The organism is Geobacillus sp. 47C-IIb, assembly GCF_014679705.1.
Taxonomy (GTDB): domain Bacteria; phylum Bacillota; class Bacilli; order Bacillales; family Anoxybacillaceae; genus Geobacillus; species Geobacillus thermodenitrificans.
Window position 1 is genome coordinate 3603215 of record NZ_CP061473.1, and the last position, 24402, is coordinate 3627616.

The window sequence follows — 24402 nt, forward strand, 5'->3', positions numbered from 1 at the left end:
TCGCAGCACTGGCACCAACAGGAGAACGTACTCAACGTTTTCCTGTTGGACAAAAGCATAAAAAAGTATTGTACTTTTCAGAACATTCGAATATAATGAAGGTAACATACCAACCGGTTGGTATTTATGGGAGTGGGAAGTCGCTTCAAAGTGTAATGAAAACGGGGGGAACCATTATGTACTTGCGCTTAACGGATGAGCAACGCATGGTCCAAAAGGCCATTCGCAAGTTTGTTGAAAAAGAGTTGATGCCGCTAGAAAATGAAGTATTGCGCAACGAGCGGGAAGGGAAGCCCGGGCTTACGCCGGAGAAATTAAAAGAGCTGCAATTAAAGGCGAAAGAGGCGGGTTTTTGGGGGATTAATACGCCAGAGGAGTACGGTGGCGCGAATCTTGGCCATGTCATGCAGGCGATTGTGCTCATGGAAGTGGCAAAAACGCTCGTTCCCTTCCAGTTTGGCGGGTCGGCGGATAACATTTTGTATTACGCCAACGAAGAACAAAAGAAAAAATATTTAATCCCAACGATCAACGGTGAGAAAAAATCGTGCTTTGCCATGACCGAGCCGGGGGCAGGGTCTGATACGCGCAACATTAAAATGACAGCGGTCAAAGACGGGGACGAATGGGTGCTCAACGGGGAAAAAACGTTCATCACTGGGGGCAATGACGCCGATTTCGTTATGGTCATTGCCATTACCGACAAAGAGCGGCATCAAGCGACAAACGGCCGTGAAGGGGTGACGTGCTTTATCGTCGACCGCGACATGGGCTGGCGCTCCGAGCCGATACATACAATGGGGCCGTCAACACCGGCTAGCTTAATTTTTGAAAACGTGCGCGTGCCGGAAGAAAACATTTTAGGTGAGCTGCACTACGGCTACAAGCTCGGTCTTGAGTGGATCGGCTATGCGCGATGGGTCGTCGGCGCACGCGCGGTCGGAACGGCCGAGCGGCTGTTGCAAATGGCGATCGATTATGCGAAAGAGCGTGTCACATTCGGCAAGCCGATCGCCGAACGGCAAGCGATCCAATGGATGATCGCCGATTCAGCAGTGGAAATTGAAGCAGCGAAATGGCTCGTCTTAAACGCAGCGTTTACGCTTGATGAAGGGGAGGACAACCGTCATTTGGCTTCGATGGCGAAACTGTTTGGTGCGAACATGGGCAACCGTGTGGTTGACCGGGTGATGCAAATTCACGGGGGCATGGGCTATACGAAAGAGATGCCGATTGAGCGTTGGTACCGCGAGGCGAGATTGTGGCGCATTTACGATGGCACCGATGAAATTCAACGTCTTATTATTGCCCGCAACTTAATTAAAGGACACGTCAAGCTTGGGCAGTTTCTCTAACAAAATGAAAGCGTTACTAAAAGGGGAGGAGAAAAACATGAGTCAACGGTTTGCAGGAAGAGTGGCGTTTGTGACAGGAGGAAGCCGCGGCATCGGAAAGGCCGTTGTTACCCGCTTTGCCGAAGAAGGAGCTAAGGTGGCGTTCATCGACCTAAACGCGGAGGCGCTTGAAGCAACGGCAGCTGAGTTGCGGGAAAAAGGATACGATGTTTACGCCAAAGTGGCGAGCGTCACTGACCGCGAACAAGTGGAAACGACGATTCAAGAAGTGGTTGAACGATTCGGATCGCTTGATATTTTGGTTAACAATGCCGGCGTCATTCGTGACAACTTGCTGTTTAAAATGACGGACGACGATTGGCAAACGGTCATGGACGTCCATTTGAAAGGGGCATTTTACTGTGCCCGCGCCGCGCAAAAATATATGGTCGAAAAAGGATATGGCCGCATCATCAACGTTTCGTCGACATCAGCGCTCGGCAACCGCGGCCAAGCGAACTATTCGGCAGCGAAAGCCGGCATTCAAGGGTTTACGAAAACATTGGCGATTGAGCTTGGCAAGTTCGGCATTACGACAAACGCTGTCGCGCCGGGATTTATTGAGACGGATATGACGAAAGCGACTGCCGAACGGCTCGGCATCTCGTTTGAGCAACTCATTCAGGCCAGCGTCGCCAACATCCCGGTCGGACGCAGCGGCCGCCCGGAAGATATCGCCAATGCGGTCGCATTTTTCGCTGATGAAAAATCATCGTTTGTCAACGGTCAAGTGCTGTACGTTGCCGGCGGTCCGAAATGCTGAAAAATGAGGAGGGCGAGTGATGTACCAAGACGATATTGGCAAACGGTCAGAGAAAGTAAAAAATGTCGTTGAGCGCGGAGCGGTGAAAAAATTCGCTGAAGCGATCGGCGACTTGAATCCGATTTATTGGGATGAAGAGACGGGAAAACGGTCGCGCTATGGGCGCAACATCGCACCGCCGACGTTTCCGCGCGTGTTTGACTACGGTGTGATTGAAGGGCTGAAATTACCGCCCAAAGGACTGATCCACGGCGAGCAGCGTTTCCGTTATGAGCGCCCGCTGTTTGTCGGTGAAGAGCTGTACTGCTATGCAGAGGTAAAAGACTATTATGAAAAACAAAGCAGCATGGGTCAGCTCGGCTTTTTAATCATCGCCAACAACGGCGAAGACACGAACGGGAATCTTCTATTCACTTCCACCTCGACGATTATTATCAACGAGGCGGTTAGAAAGGCGATGAGCGTATGACAACGATTCGCGAATGGCAAGTGGGACAGTCGCTTCCCGAGGTGACGCTTTCACCCGTATCCCGGCTTGACTTAATCAAATATGCCGGAGCATCGGGTGACTACAATCCGATTCATACGATCGATGAAGAGGCAAAAAAGGCCGGCTTGCCGGGGATTATCGCCCACGGCATGTGGACGATGGGCAACTTGGCGAAACTGTTTACGCCGTATTACGAGGAAGGGTTTGTTCAAGATTATTTCGTTCGCTTTCAATCAATGGTGTTTTTAAACGATATCATTACGTTAAAAGCAACGGTCAAAGAAAAGGATGACAAGACGATTCGGTTTGCCGTTGCCGCTGTCAATCAGCACGGGAAGGAAGTCGTCAAAGGCGAAGCCGTTTTTTCGCTGTATGAGTGAGGGGGCGCCGGGCACCGCTCCCTTTCCGCATACAGCACAAACGGGGGCTCGTCTCTCTCTGTTTAAACGCCGAGTCGATTCGGAGCCGTCTAAAAAAGTGAGGGGGGAATCGCGATGAAACGAGATGCCGTCATTGTGTCGGCTGTAAGAACGGCCATCGCCCGCCAAGGGGGCGCCTTGGCGACGCTGCCAGCGCACGTTTACGGTGCGGAAGTCATCAAAGAAGCGATGCGGCGGGCGAACATCGGCCCGGAACTTGTCGCTGATGTCATCATGGGCAATGTCTTAAGCGGCGGTGGCAACATTGCCCGGCTGACGGCGTTGCAGACGGGGCTGTCGCTTGAGCTGACCGGGCTGACCGTCGACCGCCAATGCGGTTCAGGCATTAATGCCGTCAATTTAGCGGCGCAAGCCATTTGGGCAGGCGACGGGGACGTCTATATCGCTGGAGGGGTGGAAAGCATGAGCCGCGCGCCGTATTTGATGGACCGCCCGGAAAAGCCGTACAGTTCGACGCCGCCAAGCTTCCGTAAATCGCAGTTGTCGCCGAAAGAGATTGGCGACCCGCCGATGGGCATCACGGCAGAAAATTTAGTGAAAAAATACGGCATCAGTCGTGAAGAACAAGATGCCTTTGCCCTGCGCAGCCAGCAGCGCATGGCGCGTGCTATGCAAGAAGGGCGGTTTGACGAACAAATTGTGCCGATTACCGTTCCGGTGAAAAAAGGGGAGCCGTTTGTCTTCGATACGGATGAACACCCGCGTCCGAACACGACGATGGAAGCACTCGCGAAACTGCCGCCGGCGTTTTTGGAAGGCGGAACAGTGACGGCAGGGAATAGTTCGGGACTCAATGACGCCGCTGCTGCACTCGTCGTCATGTCGCGGGAAAAAGCGGAACAGCTCGGCTTAACACCGCTTGCCGTCGTCCGCGCCTATGCGGTCGCCGGAGTCGACCCGAACATTATGGGCATCGGTCCGGTACCAGCGACAAGAAAGGTGCTTGAAAAGGTTGGACTGACGCTTGATGAGATGGATATCATCGAAATTAATGAAGCGTTTGCCGCTCAGGTGATCGCCTGTGACCGCGAGCTTGAGATGAATCCGGAAAAAGTAAATGTCAACGGCGGCGCCATCGCCCACGGCCATCCGCTTGGTGCGACGGGTGCAATTTTGATTACGAAAGCCGTGTATGAACTAAAGCGTCGCGGTGGGACATACGCCCTCATTACGGCGTGCATCGGCGGCGGCCAAGGGATCGCGACGATCATTGAACGAGCCTGAACACATGGAGACAATGGATATGAAAGAAAAACTGATGGAAGCCAGCATAGAGCTATTTGACCGCAAAGGGTTCAAAGAAACGTCTGTACAGGAAATCGTCGAAGCGGTCGGGGCAACAAAAGGGGCGTTCTATTACTATTACAGAAGCAAAGAAGAACTGTTGCGCGATATATGCATCTCCTATATCGAAGATTTGCTTGACCAGCAGAGTCGCCTGCTGCAGGAACCCGAGAAGAGCTGTACAGAAAAACTGCATGCGATCGTCTATATGGTGATTCGCAACATTCGCACACGGAAGAAAAGCGCCCGCATTTTCTTTCGCGAGATGCGGCATTTGGCTGATGAACATTTGAAGGAAATCCGCGAGAAGCGGCGGGCGTTCCGCAAGCAGTATGAACAGCTCATCCAGGAAGGGGTCGCCCGCGGCGAATTTAAGCCGTCGCTTCATGCAGAAATGATCACGTTCGGCCTGCTTGGCATCACGAATTGGAGCTACTACTGGTTTCAACCGGACGGGAGCGTTTCCGAAGAGGAGTTAACCGACATTTATGTCGACTTAATTTTAAACGGCATTCGAGGGCAGGAACGGCCAAAACGATAGGTTCTATCGAACTGTTCAAGTTGTTCACCTGTTTTCGGTGCAAGAGATAAGGGGGGATCGGGGTGGAATTGTTTATCCAGCAGCTCATAAACGGGCTGACTGTTGGAAGCGTTTACAGTCTTGTCGCCTTAGGCTTAACGCTCGTCTACGGCATTTTGCATATTCCAAACTTTGCCCACGGCGCGCTTTATATGATGGGAGGGTATGTTACGCTCACCGCGATGAGCCAAGCCGGGCTGCCGTATGGGCTTGCCATTGTTGTGTCGATGGTCGTAGTCGGGCTGCTCGGTGTCTTGATGGAACGATTGGTGTTTTATCCACTCCGTGATGCGCCGCCGCTTCACGATAAGATTGCGGCGATCGGTATTTTGTTGTTTTTGGAAGCATTTGCCCAATTCGTCTGGGGGGCGGACTATCAAACGATGCCGACGCCATATGGGAATGTTGTCACTGTTTTCGGCTTGACACTCACTGTTCAACGCATCCTCATCATCGCATCCACTGTTGTCATCATGATGCTGCTCTACCTCTTCCTGAAAAAGACATTCATCGGTGCTTCGATCATTGCGATGGCGCAAAACCGCGAAGGAGCGAACTTAGTCGGCATTAACACAAACAAAGTCGCCATGATGACGTTCCTTCTTTCCGGCGGTTTGGCAGCACTCGCCGCTTCGCTCGCTTCGCCGATCAACCTCGTGTTTCCCGGTATGGGTCATCTCGTCATCTTGAAAGCGTTTGTCATCATCATTCTCGGCGGCATGGGAAGCATCCCCGGCGCGATTGTCGGCGGCTATATTTTAGGGTTTAGTGAAAGCTTAGGGGCAACATACGTGTCGAACGACTATAAAGACATTATTGCTTTCGCCATTCTTGTCATCATTTTAACGGTCAAACCGAACGGACTATTTGCCAAGGAGGGACATTGATGGCCGTTTTCGAAAAACGACACCTATGGCTCGCTGTTCTTGCGGTGTTGGCACTTGCCCTCCCGTTGCTTGTGGCCAACGGCTATTACTTGCACATGATGACGATGTCCTTTATTTGGATGATCGCCGTTTACGGGTTGAACTTATTTGCTGGCTACACCGGGTATTTGTCGCTTGCCCACGCTGGATTTTTTGCCGTTGGCGCCTATACGCTTGGCATTTTGACCGTGAAGGTCGGACTGCCGTTTTGGGGGGCGTTCGCGCTCTCATGTGCATTCACATCGCTGCTTGGCCTTGCCATCGGACTGGTCGCCTTGCGGACGAAAGAGCACTTTTTCGCCATTTATACACTATGTGTCGGATATATCATTTATTTAGTGATTGATAAATGGGACAGCCTAACCGGCGGAGTGCGTGGATTCATCGGCATTCCGGCGCCAAGCGACATCGGACCGCTGTCGTTTCAGACACCGGTTGCCCAATATTATTTAGTTTTGTTTTTCTTGTTCGCCGTCATATTTGTGATGTACCGGCTCGTCTATTCGCTGACTGGAAGGACGTATATCGCGATTCGCAACAGCGAGGAGCTCGCATTGACGCTTGGCATCTCAACGATGAAAAACAAGCTCGCCTCATTCGTTTTGTCGGTCTTTTTCACTTCGCTTGCTGGGGCGCTGTATGCATCATTCATCCGTTTTCTTGGACCGGATATCGCGTATGTCACTGTCATGTTTGACTTTTTAACGTACTTGCTTGTCGGCGGTATCGGTACGCTGGCCGGACCGGTTGTCGGCACGCTGTTGATCACGTTTTTATCGCAGCAGTTGCAATTTTTGCAAGACTATCGAATGCTCATTTTTGGCCCGGTGTTGACACTTTTAATCATCTTTTATCCGCACGGCATTGCTGGCGGCTTCATCCGTTATCAAGCGAAGCGTGCAGAGGCGCGGCGCCTTGAACGGGAGGCCAACCAGACCGCTGCTGAACTAGCTGCCTCGCGCCAAGGACGAGACGGTCGGTACGTCAAGGAGGGATAAACATGTTTTTGCACGTCGAACGGTTGACGAAACGATTCGGTGGGTTGTTGGCGGTCAATGACGTCACATTTTCCGTCGAACAAGGGAAAATCAACGCCATCATCGGCCCGAACGGTGCCGGTAAATCGACGTTCTTCAATTTGATTAGCGGCTTGCACCGGCCGACATCCGGGACGATTACGTTTAAAGGACGCGACATTACCCGCCTGCCGGCGAATGAGCGGGCGAAACTCGGCATCGCCCGCACGTTTCAAACGACCCATTTGTTTGAACAGTCGACGGTGATGGACAACGTCATCATCGGCCATCGGCTTCGCACCGAATCGAATTTGTTTGACGCCATTTTGCGTACAAAACGACATCGCCGCGAGGAGCAGGCGTGTAAAGAAAAAGCGATGGAAGTGCTCGATTTCGTTGGGCTCACCGGTGTGGCGGATCGGCTCGTTGCGAATTTGTCGCAAGAACAGAAGAAGCGAGTGGCGTTTGCGCTCGCCTTGGCGACCGACCCAGAGCTTGTCTTGCTTGACGAACCGGCTGCCGGCGTCAACCCAGACGAAACAGAAGGATTGGAAGAGCTGATCGTCAAAATGGTCGAGGGCGGCCTGACGGTTTGTCTTATTGAACATAAAATGTCGATGATTATGAAAATCGCTGACCGCATTATGGTGCTGAATTACGGCGAAAAAATTGCCGAAGGGACGCCGGAAGAAGTGCAAAATAACGAGGCGGTCATTCAAGCGTATTTAGGGGGGAGCACCGTTGCTTGAAGTGACAAACGTGTCTGTCCGCTACGGCAGCTTCACGGCGATTCGCGATGTGACGTTTTCCGTTAGGTCGGGGGAAATCGCGGTGTTGCTTGGCGCCAACGGAGCTGGGAAAAGCACGCTGTTTCGCACAATTAGCGGATTGCATAAACCAGCGCAAGGCGAAATTCGCCTTGACGGAGAGCGCATCGACTCACTGCCGCCTGATCGGATCGTTCAGCGCGGTGTCGTGCAATGCGCCGAGGGGCGCAAACTGTTTGCCCGCATGAGTGTATACGAAAATTTGCTGATGGGTGCGTACGTTCATCGAAAAGATAAAGAAGGCATCCGCCGTTCAATCGAACATGTATATGAGCTGTTTCCGATTTTGCATGAAAAGCGAAATGAGACGGCTGGATCGCTTAGCGGCGGCCAGCAGCAAATGCTCGCTATCGGCCGCGCCTTAATGTCGCGTCCTGCGGTGCTCTTGCTTGACGAGCCGTCGATCGGGCTTGCCCCCCTCATCGTTGAACAAATGTTTGCAACGATTAAACAAATTAACGAAGAAGGGACGACGATTTTGCTCGCTGAACAAAATGCTCATGCGGCACTATCCATTGCTCATCAAGGCTATGTATTTGAAAACGGAACGATCGTCGCATCAGGAACAGCAGAGGAACTACTCGCCAATGACGATGTCCGCAAAGCGTACATCGGAACATGACATGTCACTGCTAGGACATTTCTACAGACGTTTATGGACGAGTTTCAGTCCGTCATGAACGCCAAAAGATGCTAATCCATCAACGATGAAAGGAGGTGAGCAACGAGTACTACCTTCATTCATCTGAATATTCGGTATAAAAATGGGGGGAGCAGAATGAAAAAAAGAAAATGGCCGATCGCCGCTATGATGACAGCGGTCATGGCGTTGATGCTTGCGGGGTGCAACAGCTCGACGACGAACAATCATGCCGACAGCGGCAACAATGACGACGGGAAGAACGTCGTCAATATTGGTTACAGCGGCCCGTTAAGCGGACCAGCTGCCTACTACGGGGAGCGGACATTAAACGGCGTGAAAATGGCAGCGGAAGAAATCAATAAGAACGGCGGGTTTGAAGTGAATGGAAAAACTTATCAAATTAATGTTGTATCATTAGACGACAAATATTTGCCGAACGAAACAGCGGCAAATGCAAAACGGCTTGTCCAAGAACATCATACGCCAATCATCTTCACTCCGCACAGCGGCGGCGTCATGGCGATGCAAGTGTTCAACCAAACGGACAATTTCATTATCGCGGCCTATACAAGCGAGCCGAAAATTACAGAAACAGGGAACAAGATGACGATACGTATTCCGCCGCGGTATGATGGGTACATTCCAACATTTACCGACTATGTGATAAAGCGATTTGGCAAAAAGCTGGCTGCTTTGCCGACGGCGACGCAATATGGGAAAGATTGGACGGAACAACTGTTACCATATTGGGAAAAACAAGGCGGAGAAGTTGTTTACAACACATCCATTGACTTCACCAAAGACACCGATTTCTTCACGATCATCACGAACGCATTGAAAGAAAAGCCGGACGTCTTATTTATCGGTGGACCGTCGGAACCGACGGCGAAAGTGGTGAAACAGGCGCGTGAGCTCGGTTTTAAAGGCGGTTTTATTGTCATGGACCAAGCGAAGTTAGATGAAATGAAGCGGACCATCGGATCTTACGAGATGCTTGAGGGAGCGATCGGCGTCATGCCGCTTGTTGAGTCGAAAGAGGCGGGAGCCCCGCAATTTGCGGAAAACTATCGAGCGAAATACAATGCCGAACCGAGTTCGGAATCTGCCTATAACTACTTGGCTCTTTACGCCTTTGTCGAAGCGATGAAAGCAGCTGGCACGGTTGATGATCCGGTTGCTATCCGCGAACATATGAACGAAGGGTTGAAAAACATCCCGGAAGACAAGCAAGTGTATATCGTCCCGAGTGTTGGTGAGGACGGCGGATTTGAATCGAAAATTACCGTTGGAGCGGTGGAAAAAGGCAAAGTGGTGCCGATTGAACTGAAGAAATAAGCAAACCAACACACGCGGAAAACGGGATGATTTTTCCTGTGTTGCGAGGCGAGCGATGACCTGATCGCCCCATCTTTTCCAATCGATTTGGAGCAAACATAACGTGATTCCATTCATGATAGCCGGCAAACGATCATCCAAGCGCGTCCACCTTCTTGCGTGGACGCTTTTTTTACGGTTTGTTGCCGCAAAAGTGGCAAAATAATCATTCCGATATTAAGTAAAACTATGTTCTAAATAATCAACATAAAAACAACAAAATCCAAAATTATAATAGAGAAGAGGTGGAATCGATGCAAGAAACAGCCATCGGCCTTGTTGTTCCATTCTTTTTTGACATCATTGGCGAGGTCGAGGTGCTGTTCTTGTCAGCTCCGTTTCCGAACCGGTGAGCGTTGCTCGGCTTTGCTATCATTGTCACCGGAATTTGTCGGCATAGCTTTGAGTGAGTAAGAAGAGTGGAACAACCGGCGCCGCTCATTCCAACCGTTCAGCACTTCGGTTAGATAGGGGGAGAGCCATGAGAATCATCGTGTATGTACTGCTCGCCTGTCAGGCGGCCGTCATCTACTATTGGATCAGCGATTGGCGCCAGCTTGTTACCCCAGTTGGCCTCTTCATATGGGGTGGCACAATCGCTGTCAGCCTTGCCGTTCTTCGTATGGGGAGATCCATATCGCCAAGATGGCGAGGCATGCTGAAAATGACGACAGCAGGAGTCAGCTTGCTTGCCGTTGTTTCCCTACTCATTGAATGGGCCACTCGTTCGATGCCATAGTCAAAATAGATGTTGAGGCCCGCAAAGTTGGTAAACACCTTCTTTGCGGGCCTATGAAGAATGCACCATTTAACAGGGCGGGCACTCTATATGCTGTGCCAAACGAGACGAGCTGCTAACGGCTTTGATGGACAGAATCGAACATCCCCGGTGCCAAACGGCGGCCAACAGCATACATGATCGGCGCGCCGATTGCCATGACGACAAACTCGCCGATGGCTGTCGTCAGCCATGTGAGCCAAAATGGGAAGCCGAGCGCCAGTTTCAGTTCGAGGGCGATGATGCCCATGGTGACAGTAAACGACAACGTATTGATCGCCATACGAGCCCAAACGTTCTCAATATAGCGCATAGAAACAATTGTGATGAGAAGCGCCAACACCGATTGGCCGACGCCAAATACAAGATCATACGCAACGATCGGTGAGAAAAATAAATTGGCGAAAAAGACGCCAAGCACGATGCCGATGGCGTATGTTTTGCGAAATACGACTAAGTGGTTTAATAGTTCTGATGCGCGAAACTGAATGTTCGTAAAGCCAAACGGCTGGATGAGCATCGTCACCGCGATATACACAGCGGCGATTAACCCGTTTGTTGCCAGCATTCGAACGTTCATGATGTTCTCTCTCCTCTTGTCAATGATGATATGATTGTAGCATGACCATCTCACAAACGGAAGGGCCGAGATAGATGGCTATTGAGGTCAACCAGCAAACAGGCAAGCTCGGCTCCGTCTGTGAGGTCGGAATCACGCCGCTGCCTCGGTTTGACGTCGTTTGGCGGACTGATGGCTCACCTTGGCTATTTTTCGGAATGGCCGGTGTGGGCAGTTGTTCTCGTTTCCCTCGTTGGCGTTGACTTCGCCTTTTGTTCGGTTGATATTTGATGTCTAACGGGCGGGCGTTCGGGGGTGTTCCCCCATCCGTCTAGGGACAGACGATCTTCTTGTTAACACAGACATATGTAAGTAGATGTTAAGGTCGATCAACAGCAAGGCGAGCCATGTGCCGACGGCCAAATGGATGATCGCCCAGGAAAGACGAATTTCTGTCGCAACGGTGATCACTCCGATCACTACTTGCAGCAGTCCGACTGCTGCAGCCAAAAGGAGTCGTCGCTCTAGCGGGCGCCCCCAGCGGCGCTTGTGCGCAACAAAAGCCGTCCAAATGGTATACAACACCGTCGCAGCAGCGGCGGTTCGATGGGCGGTTTGCCACATTTGGGCTTCATTGGACGGCCATAGTTGTTCTCCGCATGTCAGCCATCCGCATGACAGACCGTAATGTTGATGTTTCACATAGGCGCCAAGCAGCAACGTAGCTGCCAACAAAACGAAAAGAAGATGGATATGCCGTTTCGCCTCTATTCCAATAGATGTCCGCTTGACTGGTTGGTGCAGGTGTGGAGAATGATGAGCGCGCCGCCAAATCCAAAGGAGACAGCCTAAAAAGAGAAACGCGATGAAGAAATGAGTCGTGACGACGATAGGCGGGAGGTCAAACCAAACGACGAAAGCCCCTAGTATAATTTGGATGGCAAGCAAAACCGCAGCGGCCGCTGAAACAAAACGATCCGTTCCACTTCGGGAAGAGCGCCATAAGCGAAGGCAAAGCATCACCGTCAACAGCGCGAGCAAAGCGCCGATCAATCGATGGGCGTACTCGATCAGCGTCGCTCCTTTTAACACCGGGATGAGCACCCCGTTGCAAAGCGGCCAGTCGGGGCCACACCCCATTCCTGAATTCGAGGACGCTACATACCCGCCAAATACAATGAGAAAGTACGTCGTACATAGGGTCCAAAAAGCCAACGATTTCATCTCCATTCCCCCCTAACACCATTTCTCCCATTATAGCAAGTCCGCTGTCACATAACTGTGTACTCTATCACATCAGACAAAAAAATCCAAATTGTGAGAAAAATTGTCTGTTTTGTGATGAAGTTAACTGTGAGAAAACGCTACCATGCCCTATAGTGAAACTATCTTGACGAGGGAAAAGGGGGAATGGATAGCCATGTACCAACAAGCAGCGTGGGTCATCTCCGTTGTTTTCATCTTGTTTGTCATTTTCGTTTTTTTATACGTCGTCGCTCATTCCGGCCAGCGCTCCGAATATGAGCCAATTCAGAAAAAAGGCTATCGGATCCGGAATGTATGGTTTTTGGTCGTCATTGCGGCCATGGGTCTAGCGACGTTTTATACGCTGCGCGATTTGCCGTTTGAAAGGCCAGCGCATGCTGCCGATCCGACCGTTGTTCAAGTGGAAGCGCGGCAATTTGGTTTTGTATTAAGCCGAAATGAATTTCGTGTCGGTGAGCCGATCGCCTTTCAAGTGACGAGCGTAGATGTCAATCACGGAGTCGGCATTTATGATGAAAACATGGAACTGTTGGCCCAGACGCAAGCCATGCCGAAGTATACCAATACGATGTATTACACGTTTGAGAAGCCGGGGACGTATCAAGTACTTTGTTTAGAATATTGTGGCATCGGCCACCATGTGATGACGGCGACCATTACCGTCGTGCCGTCCCAAGAAGGGGAGGGGAAATAATGGAAGCGAACGTTCGGAAGATGACCGCCTTGTACATGTTCGTCAGCGGTATTGCGATTTTGCTTATGATGGTGCTTGGGCTGTTGATGTTGTTGGCACAAGGAAAGATGATTCCGCTTGGACAAGATACATTTTATGAAATGATGACCGCGCATGGCACGTTTATGGTTGGAGCGGCTGCGTTTGCTGCGTCGGCGGTTATGTGGTACTTTTTGCGCCAGTACGTCCGTTTATCGTTTCCGATTTTTGTGACCCATTTCGTGTTGTTTTTAACGGGGGCGGTGATGACAGCCATCAGTATTTTTGTCTTCCGTTTCGCTGGAGCATGGACGTTTTTGTACCCGTTGCCGGCGATGTCAGCCGGCATGTGGGGGAAAACAGGAGCGAGCCTGTACTTGATTGGCATGTTGCTGATTGGTGTCAGCTTTTTGCTTCTTTATCTTGATACGTCGCGAGCCATTATTCGCGAATACGGAAGCCTTGGTCACGGCCTTGGATGGCCGCAAATTCTCGGAAAAGTGAAAGGTTACGGTCCGCCGCCTACGGTAGTGGCAAGCACGATGGTTTCGATTGTCAATCTCGTTTCTTTAACGGTCGGGGCGAGCGTCCTAGTCATGAGCTTAATCAATTTGTTTCAACCATCGATTGAAATGGATCCGTTGCTGGCGAAAAACTTGATTTACGCCTTCGGACATATTTTCGCCAACTCGGTCATTTACATGGGAGTAATCGCTGTATATGAAATTTTGCCAAAATATACAAATCGTCCATGGAAATCATACAAAATTTTCCTTATTGCGTGGAACATGTCGACGTTGTTTACGATTATCGTTTATCCGCACCATTTATTGATGGACTTTGTCATGCCGAAATGGATGTTGATTATCGGACAAGTATTTTCCTATTTGAATGGCTTGCCGGTTTTGGTCGTGACCGCCTTTGGCGCGTTAATGATCGTCTATCGTTCCGGCATTGAATGGGATAGGGCGTCAAGCTTCATCTTCCTTTCAATGTTCGGTTGGGTTGCGGGCGTTATACCGGCGATTGCGGATGCGACCATCGTCATCAACCATGTGATGCACAACACGAAATGGGTGCCAGGACATTTCCATATGTATATGGGAGTCGGCGCGGTTTCTATGTTATTCGGTTTTATGTATTATTTCATTCGCGGAAATGAGCGAAAAATCGGCTATGCGGATATGGTCAGCTTCTGGGTGTATACGGTTTTCTTCCTCAGTTTATGCGGCACGTTCTTGCTTTCCGGTAAAGTGAGTGCACCGCGGCGGTGGGCTGTGCATTTTCCGGAATGGGTCCCGTATGACCGCATGGGAGCAGTGTTTGCCGTTGTCATTATCGCCGCGGTCACGGTGTTCCTTTACCGCTTTTTCGTTTCCGTGATCATCGTTCAGGCAAAGCAAAATATTGAGGTGGGGCCGCGTGCGTAACACCATAGCAATTGTCCTCACCCTTGTTTTTGGGTTTGGACTTCTATGGCACGGGACGGACGGGTTTCGCGCGTTTACGAGCGAAACCGCCCGTCGTCTTGCTATCTTGCAAGAGCCAAAACTGCTTCCGGCCGTTCAGTTGGAGGATCAAAACGGTCATACGTTTTCTTGGCAAGATCAGCGCGGCCAATGGGTTTTAGCCACTTTTATATATACAAGGTGCAGCGATGTGTGCCCGGTTGTTGAGATGAACTTGCGCCGCATTTATGATGCCATTCGCCAGTCTCCGCATAGTCATCGTCTTTCGTTTTTAAGTATTAGTTTCGACAGCCAAAACGATACCCCGGAGATGTTGATGCATCACGCCCATCATTATGGGGCAGATGGCGTCACTTGGCGTATGGCTCGTGTACCAAACGAGCGGGAACTTCAACGGCTATTAAACATGATGGGAGTCATTGTGATCCCCGATGGAAAAGGCGGGTATGAACATAACGCGGCGTTTTATTTGCTCGACAAAAAAAGGCGGCTCGTCCGCATTTTTGATTACAACAATCCGCAAGCGGTCATCGCTGAACTGAATCACCTGCTGGCCAAAGAGGCGTCCTCTAAGGTGGTGAAAAAGTGAGTGGAAAACGATATGCAGTTGGCGGGGCTTTCTTCATGGCGATACTCGTGCTGCCGCCGGTGTTGCGTTGGATGGAATCATCAATGATTGGCGTCATGCTCGGGCAAATTCCCGTGCTGGTGGTAGCCGGCTGGCTGTTTGGTTTCGCGTTGCCCCGCCGTTTCATCGAATGGCTCAACTGTTGGAACGAAAACGGCTTGCCTGGATTACTGTTGGCCATCAGCGTCCTCACTTTTTGGCTATTGCCGCGTTCGGTAGATGCTTCGTTGAACGAACCGTTGCTACGGCTTGCCAAATGGATGATGTTGCCGCTACTTGTAGGGATGCCGCTATCGTTAAGCTGGAAACGGCTTCACCCGATCGCCCGCGGCATCGTTCATACGAACGCGATTTCGATGCTCGTTGTCATGGGCTGGTTGTATTTATCTGTGCCAGTACGTGTGTGCAACAGCTACTTGCTCAGCCAACAAAATGCACTCGGCCGCATGATGATCGCGTTAGCCATCGTGCTCGCTGCTTTTTGGTCGCTGCGCCTGTTCGTTGCTACAACGCCAAATGAACCAACGACTCGCTAAGATAAATGAATCATTCCCTTTTGTTGGTGAACTCAGATTGACAGACATGCAGACGGATCTTTGTCATGAAGATTCGTCTGTTTTTTGTATCCTCTCCTTTTCGTTTGGGCGAAAAGAAGGATTTTTCATCGCCATGTCAAATACTTTTACCGATATTGGGGAAATGCGCTTGCTTCCGCTGCATGAACGCTAGATTTGGTTGGCAAGAAGGGGCATTCAAGTTAGATGATGCGGGTAAAAGAAGCGACAGTCCGTGCTTCTTTAAGCCGAGGTGGACGTTTGTCGAAGAAGGATAGCGAAAAGGGGAGGATAAAAGACAGATGAAGTGGCTATGGATGCTGATGGCTCTAGCGGCCGGGATGGCCGTCTCCATACAGGCAGGGGTGAACGGCGGCCTTGGCAGGCGGGTCGGGGTGTTGGAAGGGTCGTTCGTTTCATTTTTCATCGGAACGATCGTTTTATTTTTAGTGCAATTGTTTTTCGGAAAAGGCGAGTTGCTGGCCATGTTTTCTGTGCCGAAATGGCAGCTGCTGGGCGGCATTCTCGGCGCCTTTTACGTATTTGTCATCGTGCTGATCGTTCCGAAAGTCGGCGTGGCCAATTCGTTGATTGCCGTGATCGCCGGACAGCTTGTGATGAGTTCGATGATTGACCATTTTGGTTTGTTCGGCGGACAGCGCATTCCGTTTGATCTGACGCGCCTAGCCGCCCTAGGCTTTCTATTTTTGGCGCTTTGGCTTTTTTTCCGTAAATGAACATAAGTGGCCCAGTTTCGTTTAGTTTTCATGGATTCGCTCATACTAACAAAGGTCATCTATCATCGAAGAAAGGAAAGCGGATCCGTTATGAGAAAAGCTCTGTCCATATACATGAGCGATTTGAAGCAGCTGACGACCAATTGGGCCGCGGCTGTATTGGCTGCCGGACTGATCGTTCTCCCATCGCTTTATGCATGGATCAATGTGGAGGCCTCATTGGATCCTTATGATAATACGGTGAACTTGCGCGTTGGTGTCGTCAATGAAGACCGTGGAGCGGAATTAGCCGGCCATCGATTCCATGCCGGTAAAGAAATCATCAACGCACTTCGAAACAACCATCGCCTCGGTTGGCAGTTTGTCACAAAGGCCAAAGGAATGGAGGGCGTACGAAAAGGGGACTATTTTGCGACGATCGTCATCCCCGAGGATTTTTCCGCCAACTTGGCGACCATTGTCCGCGACCGGCCAAAGCGAGCTGTGATTCATTACTATGAAAACGACAAACGAAACGCCATCGTACCGAAAATTACTGAACGCGGAGTCAGCACGCTGTCGGCGCAAGTCGGGGATGAGTTTACAGCGATTGTCAACACAGTGCTGTTTTCCTTATTCCATGAAGCAGGAGTGACGCTTGAGCAACAGCTCCCGGATATTCGTCATTTTGAAACGCTATTGTTTCGACTGCAAAACGATTTGCCGACAATTGAGAGGCAGCTCGATAAAGCCAGTCGTGACGCTGCACAGGCAAGGCAGTTCATCCAACGAGCAGAACAGCTGTTGCCGAAAGCGGAACAGGTAGTCAATCAAGGGAGAGAGTGGCTGGATGGGGCGGGACGTTTTTTTGCTCAAACAAAGGAAACTCCCCGGCTGTTTATGGCACCGACTGAAGCGTGGCTGCGCACTCTTGAAGAGCTCACTGTTTCGTTGGAACAGTGGGCAGCTGCCCCGCCTCGTTCTGATGATGATTTCGAACGGTGGGCAGCAACCGGCAAGGCAATAGCAACAGATGGCGAACAGCTTTTGTCCCAGTTGGACGATGCACTGCATCGGCTAGAAGGAGCTGCGGATATCGATCGCCCTGCTCATCTAAGGAATGCGCTGATTCGTTTGCGTCAGACGTTTGCGGACATGCAAGACATGGCAATGAGACCGGCTGGGCAATCATTTGAAACGATAGTTGAACATGTTCAAACGCAAGCTGCGGCTGTGGACGCTGCTGTGAAAGGCGTTCGGCAAGCATACGAACAACAGGCGTTGCCGCTCATCCAAACGAAATGGGCGGAAATGGCGCCGCTCTTTCAGCAGACGAAGCAAAGACTTGAAAACATGGCTGGAGTCATTTCTCGACTTGAACGTCTATTTACGAACGCCGACCGTGACCTTAAGGCAACCGAACAGTGGTTGACGGCGGCAAAAACGGAGTATCCGTTTCTTGCCCGCCATGTTAGCGAATTGACGGCGTTAGTCGCCAAAATGAAATCAGAAACGGACATCAATGAACTCATCCACTTATTGAAACAAGATCCGCAGGCGAAAGGTGCCTTTTTAGCCCATCCGGTCGATGTCAAAACTTATCGTCTCTTTCCGCTGCCGAACTATGGATCGGGCATGAATCCGTTTTATACGGTGCTAGCGATTTGGGTTGGAGGGTTGTTGCTTGTTTCAGTGCTAGTGATTGACCCATTTAGAGAAAACGGCAATACGGCACGAGCGATGTATATCGGCCGACTGCTCACATTTTGGACGCTCAATCTATTGCAGGCGTTTGTCGTTACGGTTGGTGCAGCCATGTTTTTGCCTCACATTTTCATTCGTGATCCGCACTGGTTTGTGATGTTCGGCCTGCTGGCCGGCATGGTATTTACGGTCATTATTTTTACTTTGGTGTCTTTGTTTGGCAATGTGGGAAAAGCGATGGCGATTATCCTGCTTGTCTTGCAAATCGCTGGAGCAGGGGGAACGTACCCTGTTGAGCTGATTCCCCCATTTTTTCGCCTGTTGAATCCTTGGTTGCCGTTTACGTACGCAATTGATTTGATGCGCGAGGCGGTTGGTGGCATCGTATGGGAAAACGTGAGGCGCGATGTGGTGCGACTCTGTTTGTTCGCGGTCGCAGCGCTTTTAGCCGGCCTGTCGTTCCAAGCTCCGCTTAGCCGATGGATGCGGGTGTTCAAAGAAAAAGTCGCTGAGAGTAAGTTGTTTCATTGAGTGCCTGCTGCCCGCGTCCATGCGGTCGAACCGGAACATACAGGCGTCTTATATCGGTTTGCCAAACAGCGGGTTCCTGCTGCCGCACTGTAAAGGCTGGTGATTGGATGAGGAATACGGATCAAAAAGACAGCTTCTGCAATGGAAAGGTTCACCTTCGCTTCCTTTGAAAACCGCTGTACGGCAGGGAATGATCGTTTTTCACTAGCCTGATGAGAAAAACCCCTATTTTCCTTTGGAAATGTTTGCTACAATACAAATGGGAATGAACGTCTTTATCGCCAACCGGGCAGCCCGCGGGCGGGAGCATCACTTTTCACTTCTTGACGGCTGCCTAATGGCCTGATGCATTTGATTTCGCCGCTTGTTGGAATCCAAACGTGGCGGGCGGCTAAAAGGGGAGAGAATCGTGTCAGTTTATCGACTGCTTGGCCTTGCTCTCATTTTCTTTGGCATTTCCTTGTTTGTTGAGCGCGTTTGGTGGGCCGGCGCGGTTTGCCTATTGATTGGCGGGGCCATGATCTTGATGCACCGGCCGCGGCGAAACCGTATGGCGGAAACAACAGAAGCTGAAAAGATGCTTGATGTTCGCAGCAAAGAACGTAGGGAAGAATCGATTCCACTTCGTCCAAGCGGCAAAAAGGGAAGTCGCCCCGTGCGCTGAAGCCTGAATGACACTAGCAAATGTTACGAATTTAGCATTGGGATGAAAGATTGAAGCCAATGCACAATCAAGAGATGGAACGGTTAAACAAATGAGAATGAGGGATTTAAACAGAAAAAAGCGCCTTAGACCGGGCGCACAGCACGACTAGCGCCAAGTAGGGGGCCCCCTCGAACGTGTTGTGAAATTTGAGACAGCGCCCATGTAAAGGCAATTGGAAACACTTAATTTCACACAAAAATCCCGTGGCTTTATCCATTGGGAGGTTCAGACTCGATAAAGGAGAGGGGAACGATGACGTCCATTATTCGTATGAACGATGTCTCGTGGGTGCGGGGAGAGCGCACGATTTTACACGGGGTTAACTGGGAAGTGAAAGAGGGAGAACAATGGGCCATTCTTGGTTTAAACGGCTCGGGGAAAACGTCGCTTCTCAATATCGTCACTGGTTATCAATACCCGACGCGCGGTGAGGTGGAAGTTTTAGGCTATCGATTTGGGTAGGTGAGCCTGCCGGAGTTGCGCCGGCAGATCGGGTTTGTGAGCAGTTCACTGGATCAGTTTCATGAAACTTTGCAAGCCGAGGCGGTCGAAGATATCATTGTGAGCGGCAAGTTTGCCACGATCGGCTTGTATGATGCCGTCACTGATGATGATCGGAGCATGGCGGAATCGTTCATCGAATCGTTCCGCCTTGAAGCCCTCAAAGGGAAACGGTATGCGACGCTGTCGCAAGGGGAAAAGCGAAAAACATTGATCGCCCGGGCGCTGATGGCGAATCCAAAGCTGTTGATCTTGGACGAGCCGACCGTCGGCCTAGATTTATTGGCGCGCGAAGAGATGCTTTCTTTGATCGAACAAATCATCGCTCGGCCGTGCCATGTGTTATACGTCACCCATTATATTGAAGAGATTGTGGAATCGATCACCCATGTGTTGCTTCTTGCAAGACGGCCGCATCGCTGCCGCCGGCCGAAAAGAGGATGTGTTGACCGATGAGCGGCTCTCAGAGGCGTTTCGCCTCCATATCCGCGTTCATTGGGAAAACGGGCGGCCTTGGGTGTCCGTGCGCCGCTAAACCGGCCGATTCCATCATGGTGGGTTCAGTGTAAACAGACCGTGCCTCCGAGGAGATCGGCCGCTATGTTTGTGCAAACCGCCAATCCCTCTTGGCCAAGGTAGCGGCCGACCGTGCGGTTGCTCATAGTACTGTCATGTCAATCAGCATAGCCCCTTCAACACAAAGAGGATGTCCGAAAGACAGCGCGACATCCTCTTTGTGACTGTGACAGAAGGCGCTATGTCCTAACGCTTCAAAACGCCCGGTCAGCAGGTGGAAAATCGATATCGTCCGCATCTGCCTCTTGGCGACCGTCAGCTGGCGTGATTTCAATGACCGGCGGCCGCCCGTTTTCAAAGCCGCGGGCGATATCGCGAATCGGACTCATTTCATCAGGAACACCTGTTCCTGGAGTGTAGCGCGGACAGCCAAACGTAGCGCCTGATTCATCCCAGCGATCCATCATGCCAATGCACCTCCATTTTTAGTATCGCTGTTTCCCGACAGGATACGAATGGCAATGTCCTCCTCTCCGCCCAGCTCTTTTCGGAGCGGCAACCGTCGTCTGAGGCATACTATAAACGACAAGGCTTATGGGCAACGTAATGGTCGACTCGGAAGACACGCGTTATAAATGATGGCGGATTTGGCGACGTCAATGCAGAATGCAAGGGCGTAGCAATGTCGCTTGTGTTCCAGCGTTTTTGGCGGAATGTGTAGAGCTTGGCTCCACAAGGTAGCCCCAATTGGATCACATTGCGCACTTCGCTGAATCTGGCAGCGCCGCAGCTGTAGTGGATGCGGTGCTACACTAGGCGAACGAACATCCGTCGACCGACTCCCTCGATTTCATGGATTGGGGTGGAACATGAGCGGACATAAACGTCAATGATCATCAAAGCAAGGGGAAGAAAGGCGGTGTAGGGATGGTATGGGTCATCAAAGCGAAGCATGAGAGTGAAGATGGGAAGACCACTGCACTCGAACTGAAAGCGAGGATGGTTGGCTTGACGCCAACGTCCGTTGGGACGGATGCATGGAAATTCATTTGTACTCGGTTACCGAGGAAGGACGTGAATGGAGCGATACGTTCCGCACGTGCGATTTGCAAGGGTTGATTGAACAACTGCAATCGCTTGATGCGCTCTGCCAATCATTTTTCGAGTCTCAAGACAACTGGGGAGAGGATAAAGGACGCACCGATGACGGTGCGGCTGATCTCATCGATCGATGAACGGAAAGCCCATATCGCGGCTTCCCCTCTTTTTGATGGTTCTCGCTTTCTTGCTTGCGATTCAAGCGTCCTTTCCGCGAAGCGAGCGGGTGATCATCGCCTCCGTTTCTCCTTTTACTGTGCTCGGAAGCGGAGGCTTCTCAATGAGGAGGATAAAAGGATTTAAAATATTCTAAATATATTGTATAATAAAAGAAACAACATACTGACCAGTTAGTATACATTGTTTTGAAAGCGGGTGTAAAAAGAGTGGAAAGGAGGGAGAAACGTGAGGTTGAACGGAAAAGCTGCTATTGTCACCGGCGGCGCCAGCGGCATCGGCCGGGCGACGGCGGTACGGTTTGCGGCTGAGGGGCGAAAGTCGCTGTGAGCGATATTGATGAGGTAGGTGGAGAGGAGACGGTTCGTCTCATTCGGGAACGCGGAGGCGAAGCCATTTTTGTCAAGACGGATGTGTCCGATTCCAAGGGGTGAACGATCTTGTTCAAACAACAGTCAATGCGTTTGGGGGCCTACATATTCTTTTTAACAACGCGGGCATCGGCCATTCGGAAGTGCGGAGCACCGATTTGTCCGAAGAAGAGTGGGATCGGGTCATCGACGTCAACTTGAAAGGGGTGTTCCTTGGCATCAAATACGCAGTGCCAGCCATGAAAACATCAGGTGGTGGGGCGATTGTCAATACATCGAGCTTGCTTGGAATGAAAGGAAAAAATATGAATCGGCTTATAACGCTTCCAAGGCCGGTGTCATTTTGTTAACGAAAAATGCAGCGCTCGAATACGGCAAGTTCAATATTCGCGTCAACGCCGTCGCCCCAGGCGTCATTGACACAAATATTATCACGCCTTGGAAACAAGATGCGCGCAAATGGCCGATCATCTCGAAAGCGAACGCCCTCGGCCGCATCGGAACACCGGAAGAAGTGGCGAACGCTGTGTTGTTTTTGGCATCCGATGAGGCGTCCTTTATCACCGGAGCGACGTTGTCGGTCGACGGCGGTGGACTGACGTTTTAGAAGTGGGAAGGCTTATGAGAGCAACGACTGTATTTGAAATAGGTCCTGTGTGATCGAGGGAACAAAAGAGAAAGGGAGAGGAAAACGGTGCGTTTTTCGAATACAGTAGCAGTGGTCACGGGAGGGGGAAGCGGCATTGGCCGGGCGACGGCCATCCGCTTGGCTCAAGAAGGAGCGCACGTCGTGCTTGTTGGCCGCACCGCCGCCAAACTGGAAGAAACGGTACAAGAAATCGCGCGTCTCGAGGCGCCGGCGGCTGCAGACTGGTTTGCGGCCGATGTCACTGATCGCGAACAAGTGAAAGCGTTAGCCGAGTATGTGGAAAGCCGATACGGCGACTTGCATGTGCTTATCAATAATGCTGGCATTTCGACCCATACGAAATGGCTCGAGCTCACGGAACAAGAGTGGGATGATGTGCAACGCGTCAATATCAAAAGCGTCTTTCTCGTATCACAAACGCTCGCGCCGCTGATGATCGAAGGGGCGAAGAGGGAGCGCGTCAACCGGGCGATTGTCAATGTCGCATCGCTATCCGGACATCAGGCAGGAGCGCACATTCCGCACTACAGTGCCGCCAAAGCCGGTGTGATCAACTTGACGAAATCGCTCGCCTTGGAGCTGGCTCCATACGGCATTCGCGTCAATTCCGTTTCACCTGGCTTTGTCGAGACGCCGCTCACGGAGCAGGGCCTGCAAAACGAGCGGTTTGTTAAAGCCATTGAGCGCAACACCGCCTTAGGCCGGGTGGGGACGCCGGAAGAGATTGCAAGCGTTATTGCGTTTCTTGCCTCTTCGGAAGCATCGTACATGACCGGCTCCGATGTGTTGGTCGATGGCGGTTGGCTCATTAAATAGCAATCATGTTCATTGGAAATGAAAGAAGGAAAGGAAGAGGGACATGGAAACCATGCATTTGCTTGTGGAACAGTCCGGCTCGGTCTTATGGCTGACATTGAACCGTCCGGAGCGGCTCAATGCCTTCAGTCCGGAGATGATCGCTGGACTGACTCGTGCAATCGAACGCGCTGCGATGGACGACGCTGTTCGGGCGATCGTTCTATCCGGTGCCGGCCGGGCATTCAGCGCCGGCGGTGACGTCAAAGCAATGGGGCAGTCGAGCGCCTCGCAGGCGTATGAGCATATCGGCCGCCTTAATCGGCTCATTATGACGATGAAATCATGTGAAAAACCAATCATTGCTGCTGTGCATGGCGTGGCGGCTGGGGCAGGGTTCAATTTGGCACTGGCTTGCGATCTCATTTTGGCCGCCGAAGATAGTCAATTCATTTTGAGCTTTGCGAATGTCGGCCTTGTCTCCGACGGCGGTGGTTCGTATTGGTTGCCGCGGCTTGTCGGCCCTCATTTGGCCAAGCAATTTTTCTTCACCGCCGAGCCGATTTCGGCCCACCGTCTGTATGAACTCGGTGTGTTAAGCAAGATCGTTCCGGCCGAAGAGTTGCGCGAGGCGGTGGAAGCGCTCGCTGCCAAACTGGCCGCTAGACCGACAAAAGCGATCGGCAAACAAAAACGGCTGATCGAGCACGCTTTGACGGCGACGCTCGAAGAAATTCTCGAAGAAGAGCGGCTCATCCAAGGATTGATGGTCGAAACGGACGACCATCGCGAAGGGGTGGCGGCGTTTAAAGAGAAGCGAAAGCCGGTGTTTCAGGGAAAATAATCAGCAGTGAGAAACATGGTAACCGGTCTTATTCATATGGGATCTCGACATCTTGATGCCTAAGTGTGAAGCTTCTTGAAATGACATCAGC

At 51.2% G+C, this 24402-nt stretch carries 27 protein-coding genes and 2 pseudogenes; 26 read left to right on the forward strand and 3 right to left on the reverse strand.

The annotated features are described in order from the left end of the window. Nucleotides 1–176 precede the first annotated feature (176 nt). From IC804_RS18165 to IC804_RS18220, 12 genes are all read left to right on the forward strand, one after another. Entirely contained in the window at nt 177–1355 is a 1179-nt protein-coding gene (locus IC804_RS18165; protein ID WP_008879204.1) for an acyl-CoA dehydrogenase family protein, read from the forward strand. Nucleotides 1356–1392: 37 nt separating this feature from the next. Then, the gene (fabG, locus tag IC804_RS18170) at nt 1393–2157 is read left to right on the forward strand and encodes a 3-oxoacyl-ACP reductase FabG (RefSeq protein ID WP_008879203.1); all 765 of its coding nucleotides are present in this window, start codon (nt 1393–1395) and stop codon (nt 2155–2157) included. A gap of 19 nt (nt 2158–2176) precedes the next feature. Beyond that, the gene (locus IC804_RS18175) at nt 2177–2626 is read left to right on the forward strand and encodes a MaoC family dehydratase N-terminal domain-containing protein (RefSeq protein ID WP_029760800.1); all 450 of its coding nucleotides are present in this window, start codon (nt 2177–2179) and stop codon (nt 2624–2626) included. Continuing rightward, nucleotides 2623–3027, forward strand: a complete 405-nt coding sequence (locus IC804_RS18180; protein WP_008879201.1) for a MaoC family dehydratase — start codon at nt 2623–2625, stop codon at nt 3025–3027. Before IC804_RS18175 ends, IC804_RS18180 begins: the two co-directional genes overlap by 4 nt. Nucleotides 3028–3141: 114 nt before the next feature. Beyond that, the gene (locus tag IC804_RS18185; protein ID WP_008879200.1) at nt 3142–4311 is read left to right on the forward strand and encodes a thiolase family protein; all 1170 of its coding nucleotides are present in this window, start codon (nt 3142–3144) and stop codon (nt 4309–4311) included. A gap of 19 nt (nt 4312–4330) precedes the next feature. Then, a complete protein-coding gene (locus IC804_RS18190) occupies nt 4331–4912 on the forward strand; it encodes a TetR/AcrR family transcriptional regulator (RefSeq protein ID WP_011887364.1) in 582 nt (193 codons plus the stop codon). A gap of 62 nt (nt 4913–4974) precedes the next feature. After that, the gene (locus IC804_RS18195; RefSeq protein ID WP_008879197.1) at nt 4975–5838 is read left to right on the forward strand and encodes a branched-chain amino acid ABC transporter permease; all 864 of its coding nucleotides are present in this window, start codon (nt 4975–4977) and stop codon (nt 5836–5838) included. Further along, entirely contained in the window at nt 5838–6875 is a 1038-nt protein-coding gene (locus IC804_RS18200; RefSeq protein ID WP_008879196.1) for a branched-chain amino acid ABC transporter permease, read from the forward strand. The genes IC804_RS18195 and IC804_RS18200 overlap by 1 nt, the downstream gene beginning before the upstream one ends. Before the next feature lie 2 nt (nt 6876–6877). Then, nucleotides 6878–7642, forward strand: a complete 765-nt coding sequence (locus IC804_RS18205; protein ID WP_008879195.1) for an ABC transporter ATP-binding protein — start codon at nt 6878–6880, stop codon at nt 7640–7642. Then, nucleotides 7635–8342: an ABC transporter ATP-binding protein gene (locus IC804_RS18210; RefSeq protein WP_008879194.1), complete on the forward strand. Its 708-nt coding sequence runs from the start codon at nt 7635–7637 to the stop codon at nt 8340–8342. The genes IC804_RS18205 and IC804_RS18210 overlap by 8 nt, the downstream gene beginning before the upstream one ends. A gap of 156 nt (nt 8343–8498) precedes the next feature. Further along, nucleotides 8499–9698 (forward strand): ABC transporter substrate-binding protein, encoded by a 1200-nt coding sequence (locus IC804_RS18215; RefSeq protein WP_008879193.1) that lies wholly within the window; start codon nt 8499–8501, stop codon nt 9696–9698. 520 nt (nt 9699–10218) lie between these two features. Continuing rightward, complete coding sequence (locus tag IC804_RS18220) at nt 10219–10476, forward strand: hypothetical protein (RefSeq protein WP_008879191.1); 258 nt, start codon at nt 10219–10221, stop codon at nt 10474–10476. Between the two features lie 115 nt (nt 10477–10591). Here IC804_RS18220 and IC804_RS18225 read toward each other — a convergent pair whose 3' ends face one another. Then, nucleotides 10592–11095, reverse strand: coding sequence for a QueT transporter family protein (locus tag IC804_RS18225; RefSeq protein ID WP_008879190.1), 504 nt, complete (start codon nt 11093–11095; stop codon nt 10592–10594). 120 nt (nt 11096–11215) lie between these two features. Between IC804_RS18225 and IC804_RS18230 the strand changes: the two genes are divergently transcribed. Next, complete coding sequence (locus IC804_RS18230) at nt 11216–11365, forward strand: hypothetical protein (RefSeq protein WP_155121001.1); 150 nt, start codon at nt 11216–11218, stop codon at nt 11363–11365. A 3-nt stretch (nt 11366–11368) separates the two neighbouring features. Here the strand turns inward: IC804_RS18230 and IC804_RS18235 are convergent, their stop codons facing one another. Further along, entirely contained in the window at nt 11369–12298 is a 930-nt protein-coding gene (locus IC804_RS18235; protein WP_081157130.1) for a COX15/CtaA family protein, read from the reverse strand. Nucleotides 12299–12494: 196 nt separating this feature from the next. On the opposite strand from IC804_RS18235, the gene IC804_RS18240 reads away from it, so the two are divergent. From IC804_RS18240 to IC804_RS18280, 9 genes and pseudogenes are all read left to right on the forward strand, one after another. Then, nucleotides 12495–13034, forward strand: a complete 540-nt coding sequence (locus IC804_RS18240; protein ID WP_008879188.1) for a cupredoxin domain-containing protein — start codon at nt 12495–12497, stop codon at nt 13032–13034. Beyond that, entirely contained in the window at nt 13034–14482 is a 1449-nt protein-coding gene (locus IC804_RS18245) for a cbb3-type cytochrome c oxidase subunit I (RefSeq protein WP_008879187.1), read from the forward strand. Before IC804_RS18240 ends, IC804_RS18245 begins: the two co-directional genes overlap by 1 nt. Continuing rightward, nucleotides 14475–15110, forward strand: a complete 636-nt coding sequence (locus IC804_RS18250; RefSeq protein WP_008879186.1) for an SCO family protein — start codon at nt 14475–14477, stop codon at nt 15108–15110. The genes IC804_RS18245 and IC804_RS18250 overlap by 8 nt, the downstream gene beginning before the upstream one ends. Further along, a complete protein-coding gene (locus IC804_RS18255; protein ID WP_008879185.1) occupies nt 15107–15685 on the forward strand; it encodes a hypothetical protein in 579 nt (192 codons plus the stop codon). Before IC804_RS18250 ends, IC804_RS18255 begins: the two co-directional genes overlap by 4 nt. Further along, nucleotides 15666–15878, forward strand: a complete 213-nt coding sequence (locus IC804_RS18260; protein WP_190300637.1) for a hypothetical protein — start codon at nt 15666–15668, stop codon at nt 15876–15878. Before IC804_RS18255 ends, IC804_RS18260 begins: the two co-directional genes overlap by 20 nt. A gap of 127 nt (nt 15879–16005) precedes the next feature. Continuing rightward, entirely contained in the window at nt 16006–16440 is a 435-nt protein-coding gene (locus tag IC804_RS18265) for a DMT family transporter (protein ID WP_008879184.1), read from the forward strand. A 114-nt stretch (nt 16441–16554) separates the two neighbouring features. Continuing rightward, the gene (locus IC804_RS18270; RefSeq protein WP_223812851.1) at nt 16555–18654 is read left to right on the forward strand and encodes a YhgE/Pip domain-containing protein; all 2100 of its coding nucleotides are present in this window, start codon (nt 16555–16557) and stop codon (nt 18652–18654) included. Nucleotides 18655–19063: 409 nt separating this feature from the next. Continuing rightward, entirely contained in the window at nt 19064–19318 is a 255-nt protein-coding gene (locus IC804_RS18275; protein ID WP_008879182.1) for a hypothetical protein, read from the forward strand. Nucleotides 19319–19612: 294 nt separating this feature from the next. After that, nucleotides 19613–20396, forward strand: a pseudogene (locus tag IC804_RS18280) (ABC transporter ATP-binding protein). A 235-nt stretch (nt 20397–20631) separates the two neighbouring features. Here the strand turns inward: IC804_RS18280 and IC804_RS18285 are convergent. After that, nucleotides 20632–20844 carry a hypothetical protein gene (locus IC804_RS18285; RefSeq protein WP_008879180.1) on the reverse strand — a complete coding sequence of 71 codons (213 nt, stop codon included), beginning with the start codon at nt 20842–20844 and terminating at the stop codon, nt 20632–20634. Nucleotides 20845–21414: 570 nt separating this feature from the next. Between IC804_RS18285 and IC804_RS18780 the strand changes: the two genes are divergently transcribed. From IC804_RS18780 to IC804_RS18305, 4 genes and pseudogenes are all read left to right on the forward strand, one after another. Then, nucleotides 21415–21612 carry a hypothetical protein gene (locus IC804_RS18780; protein ID WP_223812852.1) on the forward strand — a complete coding sequence of 66 codons (198 nt, stop codon included), beginning with the start codon at nt 21415–21417 and terminating at the stop codon, nt 21610–21612. Between the two features lie 268 nt (nt 21613–21880). Next, nucleotides 21881–22630, forward strand: a pseudogene (locus IC804_RS18295) (SDR family NAD(P)-dependent oxidoreductase). Nucleotides 22631–22717: 87 nt separating this feature from the next. Then, nucleotides 22718–23488: an SDR family NAD(P)-dependent oxidoreductase gene (locus tag IC804_RS18300; RefSeq protein WP_008879177.1), complete on the forward strand. Its 771-nt coding sequence runs from the start codon at nt 22718–22720 to the stop codon at nt 23486–23488. Between the two features lie 43 nt (nt 23489–23531). Next, the gene (locus IC804_RS18305) at nt 23532–24311 is read left to right on the forward strand and encodes an enoyl-CoA hydratase/isomerase family protein (RefSeq protein ID WP_008879176.1); all 780 of its coding nucleotides are present in this window, start codon (nt 23532–23534) and stop codon (nt 24309–24311) included. Nucleotides 24312–24402: the final 91 nt, after the last annotated feature.

Excerpts from the sequence above, each read along its gene's own strand:
- IC804_RS18175 (WP_029760800.1), top strand. The coding sequence starts at position 2,177 with ATGTACCAAGACGATATTGGCAAACGGTCAGAGAAAGTAAAAAATGTC.
- IC804_RS18270 (WP_223812851.1), top strand. The coding sequence starts at position 16,555 with ATGAGCGATTTGAAGCAGCTGACGACCAATTGGGCCGCGGCTGTATTG.
- IC804_RS18240 (WP_008879188.1), top strand. The coding sequence starts at position 12,495 with ATGTACCAACAAGCAGCGTGGGTCATCTCCGTTGTTTTCATCTTGTTT.
- IC804_RS18220 (WP_008879191.1), top strand. The coding sequence starts at position 10,219 with ATGAGAATCATCGTGTATGTACTGCTCGCCTGTCAGGCGGCCGTCATC.
- IC804_RS18245 (WP_008879187.1), top strand. The coding sequence starts at position 13,034 with ATGGAAGCGAACGTTCGGAAGATGACCGCCTTGTACATGTTCGTCAGC.
- IC804_RS18215 (WP_008879193.1), top strand. The coding sequence starts at position 8,499 with ATGAAAAAAAGAAAATGGCCGATCGCCGCTATGATGACAGCGGTCATG.
- IC804_RS18265 (WP_008879184.1), top strand. The coding sequence starts at position 16,006 with ATGAAGTGGCTATGGATGCTGATGGCTCTAGCGGCCGGGATGGCCGTC.
- IC804_RS18190 (WP_011887364.1), top strand. The coding sequence starts at position 4,331 with ATGAAAGAAAAACTGATGGAAGCCAGCATAGAGCTATTTGACCGCAAA.
- IC804_RS18225 (WP_008879190.1), bottom strand. The coding sequence starts at position 11,095 with ATGAACGTTCGAATGCTGGCAACAAACGGGTTAATCGCCGCTGTGTAT.
- IC804_RS18205 (WP_008879195.1), top strand. The coding sequence starts at position 6,878 with ATGTTTTTGCACGTCGAACGGTTGACGAAACGATTCGGTGGGTTGTTG.
- IC804_RS18285 (WP_008879180.1), bottom strand. The coding sequence starts at position 20,844 with ATGATGGATCGCTGGGATGAATCAGGCGCTACGTTTGGCTGTCCGCGC.
- IC804_RS18165 (WP_008879204.1), top strand. The coding sequence starts at position 177 with ATGTACTTGCGCTTAACGGATGAGCAACGCATGGTCCAAAAGGCCATT.
- IC804_RS18185 (WP_008879200.1), top strand. The coding sequence starts at position 3,142 with ATGAAACGAGATGCCGTCATTGTGTCGGCTGTAAGAACGGCCATCGCC.
- IC804_RS18780 (WP_223812852.1), top strand. The coding sequence starts at position 21,415 with ATGGAAATTCATTTGTACTCGGTTACCGAGGAAGGACGTGAATGGAGC.
- IC804_RS18200 (WP_008879196.1), top strand. The coding sequence starts at position 5,838 with ATGGCCGTTTTCGAAAAACGACACCTATGGCTCGCTGTTCTTGCGGTG.
- IC804_RS18305 (WP_008879176.1), top strand. The coding sequence starts at position 23,532 with ATGGAAACCATGCATTTGCTTGTGGAACAGTCCGGCTCGGTCTTATGG.
- IC804_RS18180 (WP_008879201.1), top strand. The coding sequence starts at position 2,623 with ATGACAACGATTCGCGAATGGCAAGTGGGACAGTCGCTTCCCGAGGTG.
- IC804_RS18235 (WP_081157130.1), bottom strand. The coding sequence starts at position 12,298 with ATGAAATCGTTGGCTTTTTGGACCCTATGTACGACGTACTTTCTCATT.
- IC804_RS18260 (WP_190300637.1), top strand. The coding sequence starts at position 15,666 with ATGAACCAACGACTCGCTAAGATAAATGAATCATTCCCTTTTGTTGGT.
- fabG (WP_008879203.1), top strand. The coding sequence starts at position 1,393 with ATGAGTCAACGGTTTGCAGGAAGAGTGGCGTTTGTGACAGGAGGAAGC.